This window comes from Pseudoalteromonas caenipelagi, from assembly GCF_013140855.1.
GTDB classification, from domain to species: domain Bacteria; phylum Pseudomonadota; class Gammaproteobacteria; order Enterobacterales; family Alteromonadaceae; genus Pseudoalteromonas; species Pseudoalteromonas caenipelagi.
Genome location: NZ_JABBPG010000007.1, coordinates 117,090 through 135,244, shown reverse-complemented (window position 1 = coordinate 135,244; position 18,155 = coordinate 117,090). Strand labels below are relative to the sequence as shown.

17 protein-coding genes are annotated in these 18,155 nt (G+C 42.6%); 3 read left to right on the top strand and 14 right to left on the bottom strand.

Going from position 1 to position 18,155, the window contains the following annotated elements:
* Nucleotides 1-78: 78 nt before the first annotated feature.
* The 11 genes from HG263_RS16000 to HG263_RS15950 form a co-directional block, all read right to left on the bottom strand.
* Entirely contained in the window at nt 79-690 is a 612-nt protein-coding gene (locus HG263_RS16000) for a tetratricopeptide repeat protein (protein WP_171627093.1), read from the bottom strand.
* A 174-nt stretch (nt 691-864) separates the two neighbouring features.
* Nucleotides 865-2,181: an adenylosuccinate synthase gene (locus tag HG263_RS15995; RefSeq protein WP_171627092.1), complete on the bottom strand. Its 1,317-nt coding sequence runs from the start codon at nt 2,179-2,181 to the stop codon at nt 865-867.
* Between the two features lie 177 nt (nt 2,182-2,358).
* Entirely contained in the window at nt 2,359-3,237 is an 879-nt protein-coding gene (hflC, locus tag HG263_RS15990) for a protease modulator HflC (protein ID WP_171627091.1), read from the bottom strand.
* A 5-nt stretch (nt 3,238-3,242) separates the two neighbouring features.
* Nucleotides 3,243-4,409 carry an FtsH protease activity modulator HflK gene (gene hflK, locus HG263_RS15985; RefSeq protein ID WP_171627090.1) on the bottom strand — a complete coding sequence of 389 codons (1,167 nt, stop codon included), beginning with the start codon at nt 4,407-4,409 and terminating at the stop codon, nt 3,243-3,245.
* Nucleotides 4,410-4,512: 103 nt separating this feature from the next.
* A complete protein-coding gene (hflX, locus tag HG263_RS15980; protein WP_171627089.1) occupies nt 4,513-5,799 on the bottom strand; it encodes a ribosome rescue GTPase HflX in 1,287 nt (428 codons plus the stop codon).
* Nucleotides 5,800-5,820: 21 nt separating this feature from the next.
* A complete protein-coding gene (gene hfq / locus HG263_RS15975; RefSeq protein ID WP_171627088.1) occupies nt 5,821-6,084 on the bottom strand; it encodes an RNA chaperone Hfq in 264 nt (87 codons plus the stop codon).
* Between the two features lie 78 nt (nt 6,085-6,162).
* Nucleotides 6,163-7,080 (bottom strand): tRNA (adenosine(37)-N6)-dimethylallyltransferase MiaA, encoded by a 918-nt coding sequence (gene miaA, locus HG263_RS15970; protein WP_171627087.1) that lies wholly within the window; start codon nt 7,078-7,080, stop codon nt 6,163-6,165.
* 1 nt (nt 7,081) lies between these two features.
* Complete coding sequence (mutL, locus tag HG263_RS15965) at nt 7,082-8,908, bottom strand: DNA mismatch repair endonuclease MutL (RefSeq protein WP_171627086.1); 1,827 nt, start codon at nt 8,906-8,908, stop codon at nt 7,082-7,084.
* Between the two features lie 6 nt (nt 8,909-8,914).
* Nucleotides 8,915-10,249: an N-acetylmuramoyl-L-alanine amidase gene (locus tag HG263_RS15960; protein ID WP_171627085.1), complete on the bottom strand. Its 1,335-nt coding sequence runs from the start codon at nt 10,247-10,249 to the stop codon at nt 8,915-8,917.
* Nucleotides 10,242-10,712, bottom strand: coding sequence for a tRNA (adenosine(37)-N6)-threonylcarbamoyltransferase complex ATPase subunit type 1 TsaE (gene tsaE, locus HG263_RS15955; RefSeq protein WP_171627084.1), 471 nt, complete (start codon nt 10,710-10,712; stop codon nt 10,242-10,244). The genes HG263_RS15960 and tsaE overlap by 8 nt, the downstream gene beginning before the upstream one ends.
* A 2-nt stretch (nt 10,713-10,714) precedes the next feature.
* A complete protein-coding gene (locus HG263_RS15950; protein WP_246240002.1) occupies nt 10,715-12,208 on the bottom strand; it encodes an NAD(P)H-hydrate dehydratase in 1,494 nt (497 codons plus the stop codon).
* Between the two features lie 3 nt (nt 12,209-12,211).
* Between HG263_RS15950 and queG the strand changes: the two genes are divergently transcribed.
* A complete protein-coding gene (gene queG / locus HG263_RS15945; protein WP_171627082.1) occupies nt 12,212-13,345 on the top strand; it encodes a tRNA epoxyqueuosine(34) reductase QueG in 1,134 nt (377 codons plus the stop codon).
* Between the two features lie 79 nt (nt 13,346-13,424).
* Here queG and HG263_RS15940 read toward each other — a convergent pair whose 3' ends face one another.
* From HG263_RS15940 to HG263_RS15930, 3 genes are all read right to left on the bottom strand, one after another.
* Nucleotides 13,425-14,564 carry a response regulator gene (locus HG263_RS15940; protein ID WP_171627081.1) on the bottom strand — a complete coding sequence of 380 codons (1,140 nt, stop codon included), beginning with the start codon at nt 14,562-14,564 and terminating at the stop codon, nt 13,425-13,427.
* Between the two features lie 76 nt (nt 14,565-14,640).
* Complete coding sequence (locus tag HG263_RS15935) at nt 14,641-16,587, bottom strand: sensor histidine kinase (RefSeq protein ID WP_171627080.1); 1,947 nt, start codon at nt 16,585-16,587, stop codon at nt 14,641-14,643.
* 58 nt (nt 16,588-16,645) lie between these two features.
* Complete coding sequence (locus HG263_RS15930) at nt 16,646-17,137, bottom strand: GNAT family N-acetyltransferase (protein WP_171627079.1); 492 nt, start codon at nt 17,135-17,137, stop codon at nt 16,646-16,648.
* Nucleotides 17,138-17,210: 73 nt separating this feature from the next.
* Between HG263_RS15930 and HG263_RS15925 the strand changes: the two genes are divergently transcribed.
* Nucleotides 17,211-17,753: a glutathione peroxidase gene (locus HG263_RS15925; RefSeq protein WP_171627078.1), complete on the top strand. Its 543-nt coding sequence runs from the start codon at nt 17,211-17,213 to the stop codon at nt 17,751-17,753.
* 80 nt (nt 17,754-17,833) lie between these two features.
* Nucleotides 17,834-18,115 carry a peptidylprolyl isomerase gene (locus HG263_RS15920; RefSeq protein WP_171627077.1) on the top strand — a complete coding sequence of 94 codons (282 nt, stop codon included), beginning with the start codon at nt 17,834-17,836 and terminating at the stop codon, nt 18,113-18,115.
* The last annotated feature ends 40 nt before the right edge of the window (nt 18,116-18,155 follow it).

The following is an 18,155-nucleotide window of genomic DNA, read 5'->3' as shown; positions in this document are numbered from 1 at the left end:
CTATGCACAGGATGAATGTAGGCATCTATCCACATCGCTCACCATCAACATAAAAATATCTATGTTGATGGTAGCTAATTACATTGGTAAACGGGCACGGCGGATTGCACTTTGTGGCATTTTTTCAGCAAGTTGAGCTAATGCTTTTTCAATTGTTTTGTGTAGCTTTTTATCGGCAACGGCTGAGTGAAATAGCCAGCGATAGGCATCTTCGTAATCTCTTGGGCTACCGTGTCCATCATTAAATAAATTAACCAAACGCAGTTGTGCTTTAATATTCCCCTGAGCTGCTGCTTCACGTAAATATACGACTGCCATCGCTTTGTCAGCTTGCACCAACTGTCCTACGTCGTAATAGCGCCCTAACTGTTCAAGCGCGGATGATAGCCCTTGTTCAGCCGACTGACGCATGTAATATAGCCCAAGCTCAACGTTACGCTCTACGCACACACCATATGCCAACATATCGCCATATAAAAACTGATATGAGGGCAAAGCCATGGTTTCGGCTCGTGCTTCAATATCTTTCACAAGCTGGCATTCGTCATCTTTGACGCGTTTTAAGTGCTCATTTTTTTTTATTAACTCGATTAGTTCAGCTTGGGTATATAGCGGCACGGCAGTAATTGGCTCTTGAGCCACTGTATTCATGCTGAGAAATAAACCAATCCAATACCACTTTTTAATCATAATTAACCCAATCTAATTAGCACACCTAAAATATCATACAAAGACTATACCAACTATTTCACATTACACTATCCAGTCTTTTGGCAACGGCCATTTATATAACCTCAGCTGCGGTTATATATATTATAGGCACAAAAAAAGCTGCATTACGCAGCTTTTTCATCACATGTTTGTTTACGCGCCAAATGGGTTGCGAACAATCATCGTTTCAATACGATCAGGACCCGTTGAAATAATATCAATTGGAACACCGGTGATCTCTTCTAAACGTTTGATGTAATTAACAGCTGCTTGTGGAAGCTGCTCAATTGACGTAGCACCAAAAGTATTTTCACTCCAGCCTGGCATCTCTTCATACACAGGAGTTACTTTTTCATAGCCCTCAGCTGCTAGTGGCGTTACGTTCGTTACAGTACCATCTTCTAACTGGTAGCCAGTACAGATCTTGATAGTTTCAACCCCATCTAAAACGTCTAGCTTAGTCAAACAAAAGCCTGAAATACTGTTGATCTGAACCGCACGACGCATTGCTACTGCATCAAACCAACCTGTACGGCGTAAACGACCCGTTGTGGCACCAAACTCATGACCTTTCTCACCTAAGTGCTTACCTACTGGGTCTTGCTTGTCTTGACCGTCATAAAGTTCTGTCGGGAAAGGACCTGAACCAACACGCGTTGTGTATGCTTTTACAATACCCAGCACATAGTCTAAGTTCAGAGGGCCAAAACCTGCACCTGTTGCCACACCACCAGCCGTTGTATTTGACGACGTTACGTATGGGTATGTACCGTGATCGATATCTAATAACGTACCCTGTGCACCTTCAAATAAGATATTATCGCCAGCAATACGAGTTTGATCTAACAGCTCAGTTACATCAACAACCATAGATTTAAGGATCTGAGCAACAGCCATTGCATCGTCAAATGTCTTTTGGAAGTCTACCGCATCAACTTTGTAGTAATTAACTAATGTAAAGTTGTGGTACTCAAGCACTTCTTTTAGCTTCGCTGCGAATTGCTCAGGGTTGAACAAATCACCAACACGAAGACCGCGACGTGCTACCTTGTCTTCATACGCCGGGCCAATACCACGACCAGTTGTACCAATTGCCTTTTCACCGCGCGCTAGCTCGCGGGCTTTATCAAGTGCAACATGGTAAGGCAAGATTAATGGACATGCTTCGCTGATCAATAAGCGCTCACGAACTGGCACACCACGTTCTTCCAACATACCAATTTCTTTCATTAACGCATCTGGTGCTAACACTACACCATTACCAATCACGCATTTTACGTTATCACGTAAAACACCAGATGGAATTAGGTGTAGTACCGTTTTCTCACCATCGATCACCAAAGTATGGCCTGCATTATGACCACCTTGATAACGCACAACTAAAGAAGCTTTATCTGTTAGTAAGTCTACAACCTTACCTTTACCTTCGTCACCCCATTGGGTGCCTAATACAACGACGTTTTTACCCATTGCAAAATCACTTAGAAAAAATTAGGGGCAGATTTTACCAGAAAAGCAGGGGGGAGATCACCCCGTTTTGAGTGTTTTTTCCGCATTCGCCAAAATAGTGTTAAAAACGCCTGATATAAAACAAAAAAAGCTCTGAGAAATCTCAGAGCTTTTCTATATTTTACAGGTAAAGCGTGGTTATTTAGCTTTTGCGCCTTTCATGTAATCAAAGAACTCACTGTCTGGTGATAACACCATAACATCGCCTTTGTTTTGGAAAGTACGCTTATACGCTTCTAATGAACGTACAAAGCTATAAAACTCAGGATCTTTGTTATACACATCAGCGTAAACCTTAGCCGCAGTTGCATCACCTTCACCACGCACAGCTCGCGCATTTCGTTCTGCATCCGCCAACATAACTGTAACGCGTCTATCCACTTCTGCACGAATCGTCTCTGCTTTTTCTTGACCTTCCGAACGGTGCTCTTTAGCTACAGCAGTACGCTCTGCACGCATACGTTGGTAGATTGAGCTACTGACTTCGTTTGGCAGGTTAATTTGCTTCACACGTACATCCAGTACTTCTATGCCAAGCTCCCTAGCACTTTCAGAAGCTTGTACAAGTGCCTCTTCCATTAACTCGCTACGCTCACCAGACACAATCTCGCGAATAGTGCGCGAACCAAAGTTGGTTCTCAAGCCATTGTTCACTTTTTGTTTAAGGAGTGTTTCTGCATATTGCTTATCACCACGAGCACGCAAGTAAAAAGCACTAAAGTCATTCACACGCCATTTTACGAATGAATCAACAATAAGGTCTTTTTTCTCGCTAGTAACAAAACGATCTGGCGCACCATCAAGCGTTTGAATACGTGCATCTAATTTACGTACCTGACTAAAAAATGGCACTTTAAAGTGTAAACCAGGTGCGTAAACAACCGCGCTATCTTCGCTGTCTTTTTGTACTTTACTAAACAGTAATACAATCGCGCGTTGCCCTTCTGTCACAACAAAAACTGAAGAGAATGACAATAAAACGGCAGCAATTAATATCACAATACTAAAATTCTTCATTGCGCTTATCTCCCGTTATTAAATCTGTCTTGCGAAAAACGGTCATTACCGCCATTCACAGAGCTGTTGCGTGATTGACCCAATGTTTTACGAAGTTCATTGATGTCGTTCTTACTCGGTAGTGTTATTTGGCCACCAGAGCCTGCCTGCCCCATAATTTTATCTAGCGGTAAATACATCATGTTATTACCACCTTTAACATCAACAATGACTTTTGCGCTGTTGGTAAGCACTTCTTCCATAGCATCTATATACAAACGCTGTCTTGTAACCTCTTTGGCCGCTTGGTATTCAGGTAATAGCTTTGCAAAACGCTCTACCTCACCACGCGCTTCCAAAGTGACGCGCTCCCTGTAAGCTTCAGCTTCTTGGGTCATACGTGTAACCTGACCACGCGCACGAGGCTCTATCTCACGCGCATAAGCTTCAGCTTCACGGATAAAACGTTCTTCATCTTCTTGTGCTGCGATTGCATCATCAAATGCATCTTTAACTTCTGCAGGCGGACGAGAGTCTTTAAAGTTTACATCGGTAACTAAAATACCAAGGTTGTATGGCTCGATAATTTTGTTGAGCTCGTCCCAAGTTCTTTGACGAACCAACTCACGGCCAGTTGTTAAGACTTGGTCCATACGAGAATGACCAACCACATAACGCAAAGCGCTATCTAAAGATTGTTGTAAGCTATGATCAGCATCAGTAACGCTGAACTTATAAAGTCGAGGGTCCATAACACGATATTGAACCTCAAACTCTACGCTCACTACGTTTTCATCTTCAGTAAGCATAAAACCTGAAGCTGACAAAGAGCGTACCGCTTCAATATCAATAGGAATAACTTGCTCAATGAAAGTCATTTTCCAACGTAAACCTGGCTCTGCAATACGATCAAACTGGCCAAACTGCAGCACAATACCACGCTCTGCTTCTTTGACAGTGTAAATACCACTGAGAGCCCAAACGATTGCCGCAATAAGCAGAATGAAGGTCATACCCGCTCCGCCTAATCCGCCTCCGCTTCCCCCGCCGGATTTACCTCCGAACAAACCACCAAACTTGTTGCTGAATTTACGGAATACTTCGTCTAGATCAGGTGGGCCTTGATCCCGACCACCGCGGTTTTTCCACGGATCGTTATCATTGCCATTATTACCCGGTTCATTCCAGGCCATAGCTATACTCCATTTTTATTAAAGTCAATTAGGGTAAATCTAACAAATATAAGGCGTTTCTCATACCCAAATACGAGCAAAACTGCACTTTTCTGTGTAAAAATTATGTATCAATAAATTTTTCTATGTCTATACCTTGCTCTTTTTTCAGGCGCTCCCAATCAATTTGAGGTAATCGCACTTTTAAAAGCCAGTTCCCTTGCTCATCATAATCCTCTTGCTGTACCGCATTTAGATTAAATAGAGCACCTCTTAAACGCCCTAAAGCAGGCGGAATACATAAGGTATGAGTAAATATTTTTTTAGCGAGTAGCTCTGAGATAGCTTGTGAGAGCAACTCAGTGCCCACTCCACTGTGAGCCGATAACCAAACTCGAATAGGCAGCCCTTCATCATTACGGTCAATTCTCGGTCTAACCTCTTCTAAAAGGTCTATTTTGTTATAAACCAACAATTGCACAATGTCATCTGCTTCAATCTCTTTTAAAACAGATTGCACCTCTTCAATGTTTTCTTTGCGTCGATTATCAGCCACATCAACGACGTGAATTTGCAAATCTGCTTCACGAGTTTCGGTCAACGTCGCTTTGAACGCAGCCACCAAGTCATGTGGTAAGTGGCGGATAAATCCTACGGTATCGGCCATAATCACCGGCCCAATATCATCTATATGTAGCTTTCGCAAAGTTGGATCAAGCGTTGCGAATAATTGGTCAGCCGCATATACGTCAGAGTTGGTGAGTAGATTAAATAATGTCGATTTTCCGGCGTTGGTATACCCTACCAAAGACACTGTAGGCACTTCATTGCGGCTACGTGCGCGTCTTCCTTGTTCACGAACAGTGGCTACCTTTTCTAAGCGCTTGCGAATACTCTTTATCCGCTCTCGTAATAAACGTCTATCCGTTTCAAGCTGAGTTTCACCCGGACCACGTAACCCGATACCACCTTTTTGGCGTTCCAAGTGGGTCCAACCGCGAATTAAACGTGTGGAGATATGCCTAAGCTGGGCGAGTTCAACCTGCAACTTACCTTCATGTGTACGTGCTCGCTGAGCAAAAATATCAAGAATTAAGGTCGTTCTGTCGAGTACTCGACATTGACAAACACGTTCTAAGTTTCTTTCTTGAGAAGGACTAAGTTGGTGATTAAATATAACGACATCTGCATTGTGGATTTTGACAATCTCAGCAATTTCTTCTGCTTTACCCGTACCGACGAATAGTTTGGCGTGTGGTGCTTGGCGACTGCCTTGCACAACCGCCAAACTACTAACACCTGCAGAAGACACCAACATTTCCAGTTCTCGCAAATCTTCGCGATCACCTTCTTTAGGAAAGTCGATGTGAACTAAGACTGCCTGTTCGCCGGCTTCATAACGGTCAAACAAGCATTTCGCTCCTAAAGTGAATTAATAGTTACCATCATCAGTTTGTTCTGTACCTTCCGTGCCTTGAGCACTTTGGAAATTAACTGCTCGAGCAGGTACAACTGTTGAGATAGCATGCTTATACACCATTTGATTTACGGTGTTTTCTAACAAAATGACGAATTGATCAAATGATTGGATCTTACCTTGTAATTTTATGCCGTTGACTAAAAAAATTGAAACAGGAATGCGCTCACGACGTAAGACATTCAAAAATGGGTCTTGTAACGATTGGCCTTTTGCCATTTTCTTTTCCTTCGTTCTAGGTGTTATTATTAGTTTCGCTGTCGATTAAATCTCAGCAGCTTGATTTAACAGCTACTATTAGCTTAGCGAAGTTAATACGCGTTGCAAGTTTTGTTGCTCATTGGTCTCTAACCAAGTCAGCTGCGACCACCCTCTCAACCATGTGAGTTGTCGCTTTGCAAGTTGTCTGGTAGCTGCAATACCCTTGAAAACCATTTGCTCATAGTCACACTCTCCAGCTAAGTGCTCCCACATTTGCCGATACCCAACACATCGTATTGAGGGAAGATCTGGGTGTAAATCTCCCCGCTGATATAAGGCCAAAACTTCGTTTTTAAACCCTTGATCCAACATAATTTGAAATCTTTTTTCAATACGCTGATGTAATACTTTCCGATCGCTCGGCGCGATAGCAAATTGATGAAATTGATAAGATAACGGTGCCTGCTTTTGCTGTTGCAATTCAGTCATTGTTTTACCGCTAATACGATATACCTCCAACGCACGATTGATGCGTTGTGAGTCATTCTCACTGATCTTTGCAGCAGCCTCAGGATCAATATCTGTCAGTTGCTGGTGTAGTTGAGGCCAGCCCAGCTGATTCGCTTCAATTTCAAGCTGAGCACGCACCACAGGGTCCGCTTCTGGCAAAGGTGACAAGCCTTCAATAAGCCCCTTGAAATACATCATAGTGCCGCCGACCAAAATAGGGACCTTACCTTTTTTATGTAAAGCATCAATGTGTCGACAAGCATCCTTGCGAAAATCAGCAACCGAGTAACTTTCTAGCGGATCAATAATATCAATAAGATGATGTGGTGCTAAGGCAAGCTCATCGGGTTCTGGCTTGGCGGTACCAATATCCATCCCTTTGTATACCAAAGCAGAATCAACACTCACCACTTCTGTATCTAAATGCTGACATAACTCTATCGCAAGGGCCGTTTTTCCCGCTGCAGTTGGCCCCATTAGTGTTATTACAGGTAATTTATTCACTCTAAAACTCTTGTGGTAGTAATTGTAAAAGCATCTTACTTTCTATTTTAACTGCTTTTTCCTGAATACGCGCCAAACATTTTTGACTTTTTTCAATAAATTGCTGAGCTTTGGTAAAGTGATCACTCGAATAAAATCGCTCAGGGGTTTTGCTCACCATCCATTTGAGCCAATCATCAATACTTTGCAACGATCCATGACATGCTTTAATAATCTCTGAGCAGAACACACCCACATCAACACTATACAAACTAACCGGTAGCTTTTTGACCATGATGTAACGTTCAAAACGCTGGATGTCAAAGCCTAACAAGGTTAACCAAGACTCTTGCTTTGCAAGTGCCGCTACTTCCGCTTTATCTAAATTCACTCGAACTGGCAACAATAACGCTTTACTGGGCAAACTAGCGTCGCGCTCTAGCTCGCTTGACCAATATAAAGGCAATGCGTGTTTAAAGTGCGATACCAACAACTGTTGCTTATCCTCAAGCAAAGTAACGCCGCCCTCAAGAGCGAGCATATTGGTACACTGCACTCGCGGCCTTTGCACCTCTGTTTGCTCAGGGGGGATATCAAATTCACTCGCCTGCTGATGGCTTAACTCTTGATATAACTGGTTAACATTATACTGCCGTACCGGAGCCTCTTGTTGCGCATTCACTTTATTTGTACCGCTATAATCTCGCGAACTGCTATACGCTGAAGATTCACGATTAGGCGGTGTTGGCGCTTGAAGCGCGTCTCTTGGCGACGCATTTTGTAACGGCTGTAAATGGCTTCGGTAATCTTGGTGTAACGAATCCCCTTGTTGGGCATTAAGGCTTGCTGAATTTAATTCTTGAGTAGCCGGTATTACCGCTTGTCTAATAGCTTGCACGATAAAATCGTGCACCAATCTCGCTTGATGAAAACGTACTTCATGTTTAGCTGGGTGAACATTTACATCAACTTGCCGTGGGTCAATTTCTAAGTACACGACAAACCCAGGGATTTCTTGCTCCCCCACTACTTCTTCAAATGCTTGTCGAATGGCATGCAAGATCAGTTTATCGCGCATCATTCGGCCATTTACATAGGTGTACTGCGCGCTATTAGGGCTGCCAACGGGTAGAATCCAAGCAACTAACATCAACCCTTCAGAACCAGACTCAATATACGAGGCCTGTTGTTCAAATACCTTGCCAGCCACTTGCGCGACACGCTTCACCCCATCAGCCTTAGCACGTGCACGGTATTGGCGAACTACTTTTTGGTTATGTGTCAGCGTAATGGCAACATCAAAACGACTCAAAGCAATCCGTTTCACCAGTTCATCAATATGACTAAACTCTGTTTTTTCAGTACGTAAAAATTTACGCCGAGCGGGGGTATTAAAAAATAAGTCTTTAACTTCGATAGTCGTGCCATCAGGGTGCGCAGTAGGCTGAACTTGCACCGCCATATCACGCCCTTCGGCAAATGCCTGCCATGCGGTTTCTTGCTCAGCAGGTTTTGAACTTAGGGTTAATCGAGAAACAGAACTAATTGACGCCAACGCTTCTCCGCGAAAGCCTAGAGACGATATACACTCAAGATCATCCAGACTTTTCAGTTTGCTCGTGGCATGCCTTGACAGTGCTAACGTTAACTCATCTTTGACAATGCCTTTACCGTTATCTCGTATTCGGATCAGTTTATGCCCGCCGCGTTCAATATCAATTTGGATTTTAGTGGCACCAGCATCGAGACTGTTTTCAACAAGTTCTTTAACGACTGAAGCCGGCCTTTCCACTACCTCACCAGCGGCAATTTGGTTGGCAAGCCGGGCTGGTAAAATTTCGATGCTCATAGCAAGTTATGCCTTTGGAATTGTTAGAACTTGGCCTATATATAATGTGTCTTTGGTCAGCTGATTAGCTTTTTTTAACGCTGAGATAGACACCCCATAGCGATTTGCTAACACACTTAAAGACTCACCACTTTTTACGACATGCTGACCAGGCTCTTTTAACCTAGCAAACAGCGAGTCATCAGGGGGATTACGTTTATAGTAGTTTTTTATCGATTTAAAAATTGCGCGGGCTAACTTTTCTTGATGGTTGCCAGATTTTAATAAACGCTCTTCTTTGGGATTAGAAATGAACCCAGTTTCGACCAAAATAGAGGGGATATCTGGAGATTTAAGCACCCCAAAGTTCGCCGACTGAGGGCGCTTTTTATGGAGCTTAGTCACCTTTCTTAGCTCACCTACCACTTCATCCGCCACCTGCAATGCCGTTTTCATAGAATGATCCATAGACATATCTAACAATGCCTTTGCTAGGTACTTTTCATTCGCGGTATCTTTGATAAGCTCGGCCGCGCCCCCCAATAATTGCGAGTGCTTTTCTTTATCTTCTAGCCATTTACCAATTTCAGAATTTGCTCTGCGCAAGGATAATACCCAGACAGAAGAGCCACTGGGCCCAGGGCTTGAAAATGCATCAGCATGAATAGAGACAAAAAAATCAGCGCGTTTTTCTCGCGCTTTGGTTGAGCGTGTGTGTATTTTTAGATAATAGTCACCCGTACGAATCAAACGCGCCTTCATACCAGGTTGTTTATCAATAAGACGGGCTAAACGTTTCGCAATAGGTAGCGTGACATTTTTTTCATATGTACCAGATGGGCCAATAGAACCTGGGTCTTCTCCACCATGCCCAGCATCAATGGCGATAATGATATCTCTATCAGTTAAGCGTTCACGCTTCTTAGCCTGACTTTTATCATTGCTATACAAGCTGGTTTGTGTGGCGTACAGGTCAACGACTAAACGATTTTTATAAGGGCCTGCTGGTGCCAACGCCATCACCACGGGTTTTACACTACTGGATAGATCAAAAACAACCCGAGTACCATTTGAAGATTTTGGTTTACTGTAACGTAGCTTGCTGATTAAACGATGCTCTACTGGTATTTTGGGTAACTTATCAACTTTGCTAGTATTGTCAAAATCGACCACCAACCTCAGCGGGTTCTTGAGCATAAAATAGCTGTAATCAGGCTTTGCAGACAGATCAAACACCACACGGGTACTATCTGGCGACGGCCAAACGCGCACCCCTTCGATATCATTCTTCGCTTGTACAACTGTGCTAAGCATTATAACAACACTTAGCAGCATGCCTGATATTTTTCCTATACTACGCATCTTGTCCTAATTGCATTACGATTGTTTTACCGCGTTCACTATTGGCAGACACGGTTATTGTTCTTTGCTCACCATCATAGGCCATCTCTACATTTAGATCGGGACTAGGAATAAAACCTGCGCCTTTTTGCGGCCACTCAATGATGCAAATTGCGTTGGGACTAAAGTAATCTCGGATCCCCATGTATTCTAGCTCTTCAGGATCACCTAACCTATACAGATCAAAGTGATATATCGAGACATCGTCTAGTTCATAAGGTTCAACTAGAGTATATGTTGGGCTTTTTACCTTACCGGTATGCCCCATCCCTTGAACAATACCACGTGATAAAGTTGTTTTTCCCGCACCTAAGTCTCCATGCAAAAACAACACCGCACCATTTTTTATATATTTACATAGGCGTTCGCCCATAGCCACCGTTTGCGCCTCATCGGCCAAATGCTGACTAAATGTATTACTCATGATCACCCCAATAAGCGTCGAATATGCATAAATAAATCGCTTGCAAGCAGCCCTTTTTCGCCTTCTTTTGCTGCAATTTGCGCAGCTAAACCATGAATATACACAGCTAAGTTAGCAGCCGCAAACGGCTTCATACCTTGCGCAATCAAAGCGCCAATTATACCAGATAAAATATCTCCCATCCCAGCACTTGCCATAGCAGCGCATCCCGAGCGATTAATATTTATACGACTTTCATCAGCAATGAGCGTTCCAGGCCCTTTTAACACTATATTAGCATCGTAGGCTTTGGCTAAATGTGCAGCCAACTCAAAGCGGTTCGCCTCGTCAACACCACTTTTTACGCCCAATAAACGCTTTGCTTCCCCCATATGGGGAGTCAATACAGCACAACAATAACGTTTCTTTGTTTGTGCTAATAAATTTAAACCATCTGCATCACACACAACCTGCTTCGCAAATTGTGTACTTTGCGAAAATAGTGCTTGTGCCCACTCATCCTGTCCAAGGCCTGGCCCAATAACCATCACGTCAGCTTTGGACATTAAAACTGATAACTGCTGCACATCCTCAATTCCATGCACCATTAATTCATACCTACCCTGTAACACACAGGCTACGTTATCTGGGTGAGTGGCAACACTAACCAATCCTGCACCGGCCCTAAGCGCCGCTTCAGCGGCTAGACGAATTGCTCCAGCCATTCCTTTGTTACCGCCGACCACCAATACATGACCACAGATATTTTTATAACAATCGACTGAACGCGATGGCAACCTAGAGAAAAGCGATTCATGATCCATATAAGTTGCACTGGGCTGCGCTAATTGCTCAAATGCATCAGCCACACCCAAACTTGTATACACTAACTGACCACAATGCGCTTTCGCTTTACCGGTTAATAGCCCTTGCTTTAAGGCAATAAATGTCATGGTGATATCTGCTTTAAAAGCACCTTTTGCGACCACTGACGTAGTGCCATTAACACCACTTGGAATATCAATACTTAGTTTGTTTGCTGGTACTTTTTCACACTCGGAAAATAGTTTTTGTATCTGCTCGGGTAGTTCACCACGAAATCCAGTTCCAAACACCCCATCAACAATAACATGGTACGAATCTAAACAAGGCCGCTTCGTCACTATGTCAACTTTCGCTTGGTAAGCAGCTTGATAAGCTTGCAGAGCATCACCTGTTAACAAAGTTGTATCACATAAACTATAAACGGTGACTGCACGCCCTGTTTGATAGAGCAGCCTAGCCAAAACGTAGGCATCTCCAGCATTGTTGCCTTTTCCAGCCAACAAAAGAATATGCTGAGCGCTGACCAAGTCATTTTCAAACAACGAGAAGAGCGATTCCCCAGCTCTGAGCATTAAATTGGATAAACTTGTTCCCGAGTTTTTTGCAGCCTGCTCTTCATATTGCTGCACCTGTTGGGCTGAGTAGGCAACTTGTGGTAAATTAGCGGTGTATTTGGCTTCCAAGATAAACATTCCGTGACTGCAGATAGTATTAATTATATTGAACTGGCAAAAAAAATTAAGCAATGGGGCAAAGAGCTTGGATTTGCCGAAGTTGGCATAACCGATATTGACTTGACTAAGCACGAGGCACAACTTCAGCGCTGGTTAGATAATGGCTACCATGGTGAAATGGAATATATGGCAGCCCATGGAATGAAAAGAGCTCGGCCTTCACAACTTGTGCCAGGCACACAGCGTGTGATTTCCGTGCGGATGAATTACCTTCCGCCTGATGCTGGCTTTGCAAAAGCCTTAAAGAACAAACAAACAGCTTACATCAGCCGGTATGCATTGGGCCGAGATTATCATAAAGTGATGAGAAATCGCCTCAAACAGCTAGGACAAAAAATCGCAACTGAAGTGTCTGCTCTTGGGTTTAGGCCCTTTGTAGACTCGGCTCCAGTACTTGAAAGACAGCTGGCAGAAAAAGCTGGGCTTGGATGGAGAGGAAAAAATAGCTTACTCATCCAAAAACACGCGGGCTCTTGGTTTTTCCTTGGTGAACTCTTTGTTGATATTCCTTTACCCATTGACGCTCCAGACGAGTTTGAAGGTTGTGGCAAGTGTAATGCGTGCATCACTCTGTGCCCCACTGGAGCCATTGTTGAGCCTTATGTTGTTGATGCACGAAAATGTATCTCTTATTTAACAATCGAGCTGCAAGGTTCAATTCCTGAGCAATATCGGCCGCTAATAGGTAATAGAGTTTACGGTTGCGATGATTGCCAGCTTGTGTGTCCATGGAACCGATTTGGACAACTCACGAAAGAAGCTGATTTTAATCCAAGAACTGCAATCAAAGACCGCTCATTGATTGAGTTATTCAACTGGGATGAAGAGACTTTTTTAAAAGCAACTGAAGGGAGTCCAATACGCCGAATAGGCCACCAACGATGGCTTAGAAATATCGCCGTTGGACTGGGTAACGCTCCTTATGATGAACAAATAGTAACAACATTAAACCAGCACTTAGTCAACGCATCAGAACTTGTCAAAGAACACATTAATTGGGCTTTACAGCAACAATTTAACAAGCAAGAACTACATCAAAGAAAGCAAGCCCGCTTAATTCGGATCATCGAAAAAGGCTTGCCGCGAGATGCTTAATTGCCAAGTGAAAATGAATAACAAACCTGTGTAGTTACAAGTCATTAAGAGTAACGAATAGGGATAACTATAACCAGGTTCAATGCTCGTCAACTTTATGACTTAACTCAGCTAAATCTGCTTCAATTTCGCTAAAGGCTTGTTTCACTTGAATAAGCGCCTCTTCTCTTGCAACCGATTTCTGAATCGCACTATCTACGTGATTGTAAATAAAAAGTTCTTGGTCTTCATCTAATCCCATAGTCGGAATGCGACGCTCAAACTGCTCTTGCAACTCTCTAAACACAGCTTCATTTTGCTTGCGGTTGTTATCTAGCATCGTCATTAAACTTTTAAACTTGCTATTGATCATGGCAATCGCACCATTAAGATTTTGTTGCTGCTGGCTAAGTTCATTACGAGTCAAAATAGCAAGTAGTTGCTGCTCTGTTACACTAACAATAAAGCAGATATGATCCCTGATGCGACCATGTTTTTCATCATCGCCTTCTGGCATATTAAGCACTAACACACTGACATAGTCGTAATTCACTAAAATCCGACTGGTGAACTCATGCAAACGACCTTTTGATTTTAGTATTTCGAACAGTTCAAGTACGATTGGTGAACATATACCCGAAGTTGCATAGTGTTGTTGCTCATTGTTTACCCGAAACTCAACATTACAACTGAGATTAAAATTCGCCATACAATTAATGAGTGCCGTTGCAAGCGTTGGAACATCGTTTATATCGCCAATACTCTCAATATAATTGACTATTTGCCCCATTTCACTACTAGTCGCCATGGCGCTAAATGCTGTAGTTGTCGCATCCTCTATTTGCTGCTCCAGAATATCTTTTTCTAAAAGCATCTGCCCTAATTTTGTCAATTTTGCTGTTAACTCACCTTGCCCAAATGGCTTAACAATATAGTCCTCAGCCCCGACTGCATAACCTTCCATACGCTCTTCAACAGACCCCCTCGCTGAAACAAACATAACAACAATATGGCTGGTATCAGGATTGGATTTGATCGCACGGCATACATCGTAGCCATTCATTTTCGGCATGCTGACATCAAGTAAAATAACTTGTGGGTTAAACGTTGCCAACATCTCAAGACACTCTGGGCCACTGGCTGCCGTTTTGAGTTCAAAGTCTAAGTCCTCGAGAATTTCTTCGATGATTTCTAGGTTAAAAGGCTCATCGTCCACAGCCAAAACGCGTTGCAGTGCCATACATAAATTCCTTGTTTGATTTTGTCGCCTTTTATATTTATAGCCACGGTTCTTATATTATGCGAATACTCAGCACCTACTTTTGGTCTAGCGGTATCTCGATATGGAGCGTTGCCCCTACATCATCATTATTGGTTGCGTAAATACTTCCTTTGTGAAGCGCCACAAACTCTTTACAAATAGCCAAACCTAAACCAGTGCCCCCCGCCCCACTATTCGTTGTTGAGCTTTGTGCGAACTTAGAAAATATATGAGTCAATTCATCCTCAGGAATGCCAACACCTTGGTCACATATTTCAATACTTACCTTATCGCTAGCACTTAAAACTTTGATCTGAACAACGCCCCCGTCGGGGCTAAATTTAATTGCATTGCCTAGCAAATTACGAAACACTTGATTCATTTGTTCTTGATCACAAAACACTAACAGAGGAGCTTTTGGGGCACTTAGTTTAAGGAGAATATGTTTTGCCAGTGCAGATCCAGACACATCATCAATTGCGGTTTTAATAATCGCACATATGTCTTGAGCACTGGGATTAAATGGAAACCGACCTGCATCTAATTTTGATAAATCTAACAGGTTGTTGAGTAATAGCAGTAAACGCTCTCCACTGGTTTCAATGCGCGATAAATACTTTTCTAGTTTGTCTATTGGGACTTCGCCAGCAGCAAGTTTATCCAACCCAAATCGGGCAAAGCTCAAGATTGAATGCATTGGTGTGCGCAGCTCATGAGACATATTGGCAAGAAATTCTGATTTACTGATATTAGCAGCTTCGGCTGCCTCTTTTGCTTTTTGCAATTGCGCTGTACGAGCTTGAACTTCAGCTTCTAGCACTTCTTTAGCTTCTTCTAAAACTTGTTGCTTTTTCTTCAAATGCGCCACATTTTTTAAGATAACAGAAAAAGCTAACTCGCCGTGATGATCTATCTCGTTAAAAGTCCCCATTAAAGGAATAACTTTATCATTTCGAGTGAGCAACAACTCGCAATCAAAATTACGCCGACCTTTGAGCTCTTGCATTTGTAGCTTTAGGCTCTCAACCGATTCACTATCAAAAAGGTCAAAAATAGAGCTACATTGTATTTCTTCTTGAGCACAGTCAAATAGTTCGACACAGGCATCATTTCCTTCAATAATGCTGCCATCTTTATTAAATAGCATAATAGAGTCTGGCGTATGTTTATAAATCACACGCAACAGGCTATCACGCTCTATCAACGCATCGACCGTATCTTGCAAACGCTCCACCAGCTCTTGGTTATGCCTTTTTAGCATCTCCGTTTGCCACAGCTTATGTAGCGCTTTAAGTAAGTCCCCATCATCAAAAGGGGTGATCAGTACATCATCCACCCCAAACCGGATCGCCTCTAGCATATCTACTTGATCAGCTTGCTTCGTATAAAGCAAACAACGCGCATTATGATTGAGTCTCTTTAACTGACCAAATAGCTCTAATGCACTTTTGTCATGAGGTTCATAGGCTGCAATCAGTAGATCAATGGCTTGATGCTGTGCTTGACTCATCCCAGCGAGGCTTGTATCAGCAGTGTAAACCTGTAGCTGTGCACCAGAGAGACTCGATGCGAGTTCTGACAGGCGCTCTAACTGATGATCAACAAGCAACACAGTAGGCAATAGCAAGCGATTATCAGCACCTATTTCAAACACTCGTTCGAGCAGGTTTGTTATTTCTTTATTGGAGAAAAAAGGGTAAACCACTATGCCGTTTGGCAGCGCTTTATTAAATTGACTAAATAAAGCGAGCTGCTGAGCATTATCGGGTTTAGGGGCAAGTAAAATTAACTTTTCGTGGTGCCTTAGTGAGGAAAGAGGCTCTAAAAAACTCGTTGGGATTCCGTTTGCTATGGCTATCGCATCATAACTCGCGATATCTTCTACCTCTTCGAGCATACGATAATGTATGTGCTCAACCTCACCACCTAACAACTCAAACAGCACCTTTAAACGCATAGCTAAAACACTATTGCTATCTACTATCAAAACCTTGTTAGTCATTTGTCTACACAACCAATTCCTTATCTTTTCAAGTGTAGACGAATTTTTTGATTGAGCTTTAGTCTCTTAAATGTTTACCCATTATGGTTAAGCTATAGTGTTTAGCATCCATATTGGCAACTTCTGGCAGCTCTCCCCACACTTCAAAACCATGACGTCTAAATAAATTCAAGCTAGGAATATTGTGACTAAAGATAAACCCAAGCAGGGTTGAGACATTAATTGTCTTTGCATGTGACTGAGCAAAATCTAGTAATTTATGGCCTAGACCCTGGCCTCTGGCCTGCGCTGCAATATAAACGCTTATCTCACTGGTTTGGCTATAAGCAGGGCGTCCATAAAACGACTTAAAGCTGAGCCAAGCTACAACAGCGCCTGCTACTTCATACACAAACAAAGGTCTGTTTGAGTGATGGCTCTGAAACCACTCTATACGTTGCTGCACACTCAACGGCTCGGTATCAGCAGTGACCATTCTGCTTGCTATCGTTTCATTGTAGATATCAGTAATACATTGAAGGTCATCAATATTGGCTAATCTTATTGTCATACTCAGGAAATATTTGATCGCATCGTAATGGAATGTCGTATCATAAAAGATAATTATCTTAGAGGGAAAGCCAATGATTAAAAAAATAATTGTCAAAACCACGTTAATGATGAGCCTAGTTCTGAGCTCCCTTTCATATGCACAGCAATGTGATGATTTTACCAATGTAGAGCTGCGTAAACTTCGCTCTGATGAAATGCTCAACCTTTGTCAGTTCAAGGGAAAACCATTACTTATAGTTAATACTGCAAGTAATTGTGGGTTTACTGATCAGTTTGAAGGTTTAGAAAAGCTACATCAACAATACAAAGATAAGGGCTTGGTTGTTTTAGGGTTTCCATCAGATGACTTTTTTCAAGAAGAAGACGATGAAAAAGACACAGCTAAGGTGTGTTTTGTTAATTACGGTGTCACTTTCAATATGCTTGCAACAACAGCGGTACGAGGAGATGATGCAAATCCAATATTTAAACACTTAAATGAGCAAACAAGTTCTCCTAACTGGAACTTTTACAAATACTTAGTATCAGCTGATAGAAAACACGTGACACGATTTAATAGTCGAACCAAACCACTGTCGAAAGAGCTTACTAGTGAAATAGAAAAGGCACTCTAGGCAAATAGTGAGTTTTTGCCATTCTTGTATTAGAATAAAGTCTGAGTAAAAAATAAACACAAGCCATTTATGGAGAGCGTATGACAGTTGCAAGTGCAAGACACATTTTAGTTGAAAGCGAGGCTGAGTGCTTAGATTTAAAATCAAGAATAGCTTCAGGCGAGGACTTCGCTGAGCTCGCAAAACAGTATTCTAGTTGCCCTTCAGGACAAGATGGAGGCGCTTTAGGTGAATTTGGACCAGGTATGATGGTGCCTGAGTTTGACAAAGTGGTTTTTTCAGCGCCCATCAATGAAGTTCAAGGCCCAGTACAAACGCAATTTGGCTTTCACCTACTTGAAGTTACCAGTCGCTCAGAGTAAATTAAAAACAAATTCTTGGGCCGCTTTATGCGGCCTTTTT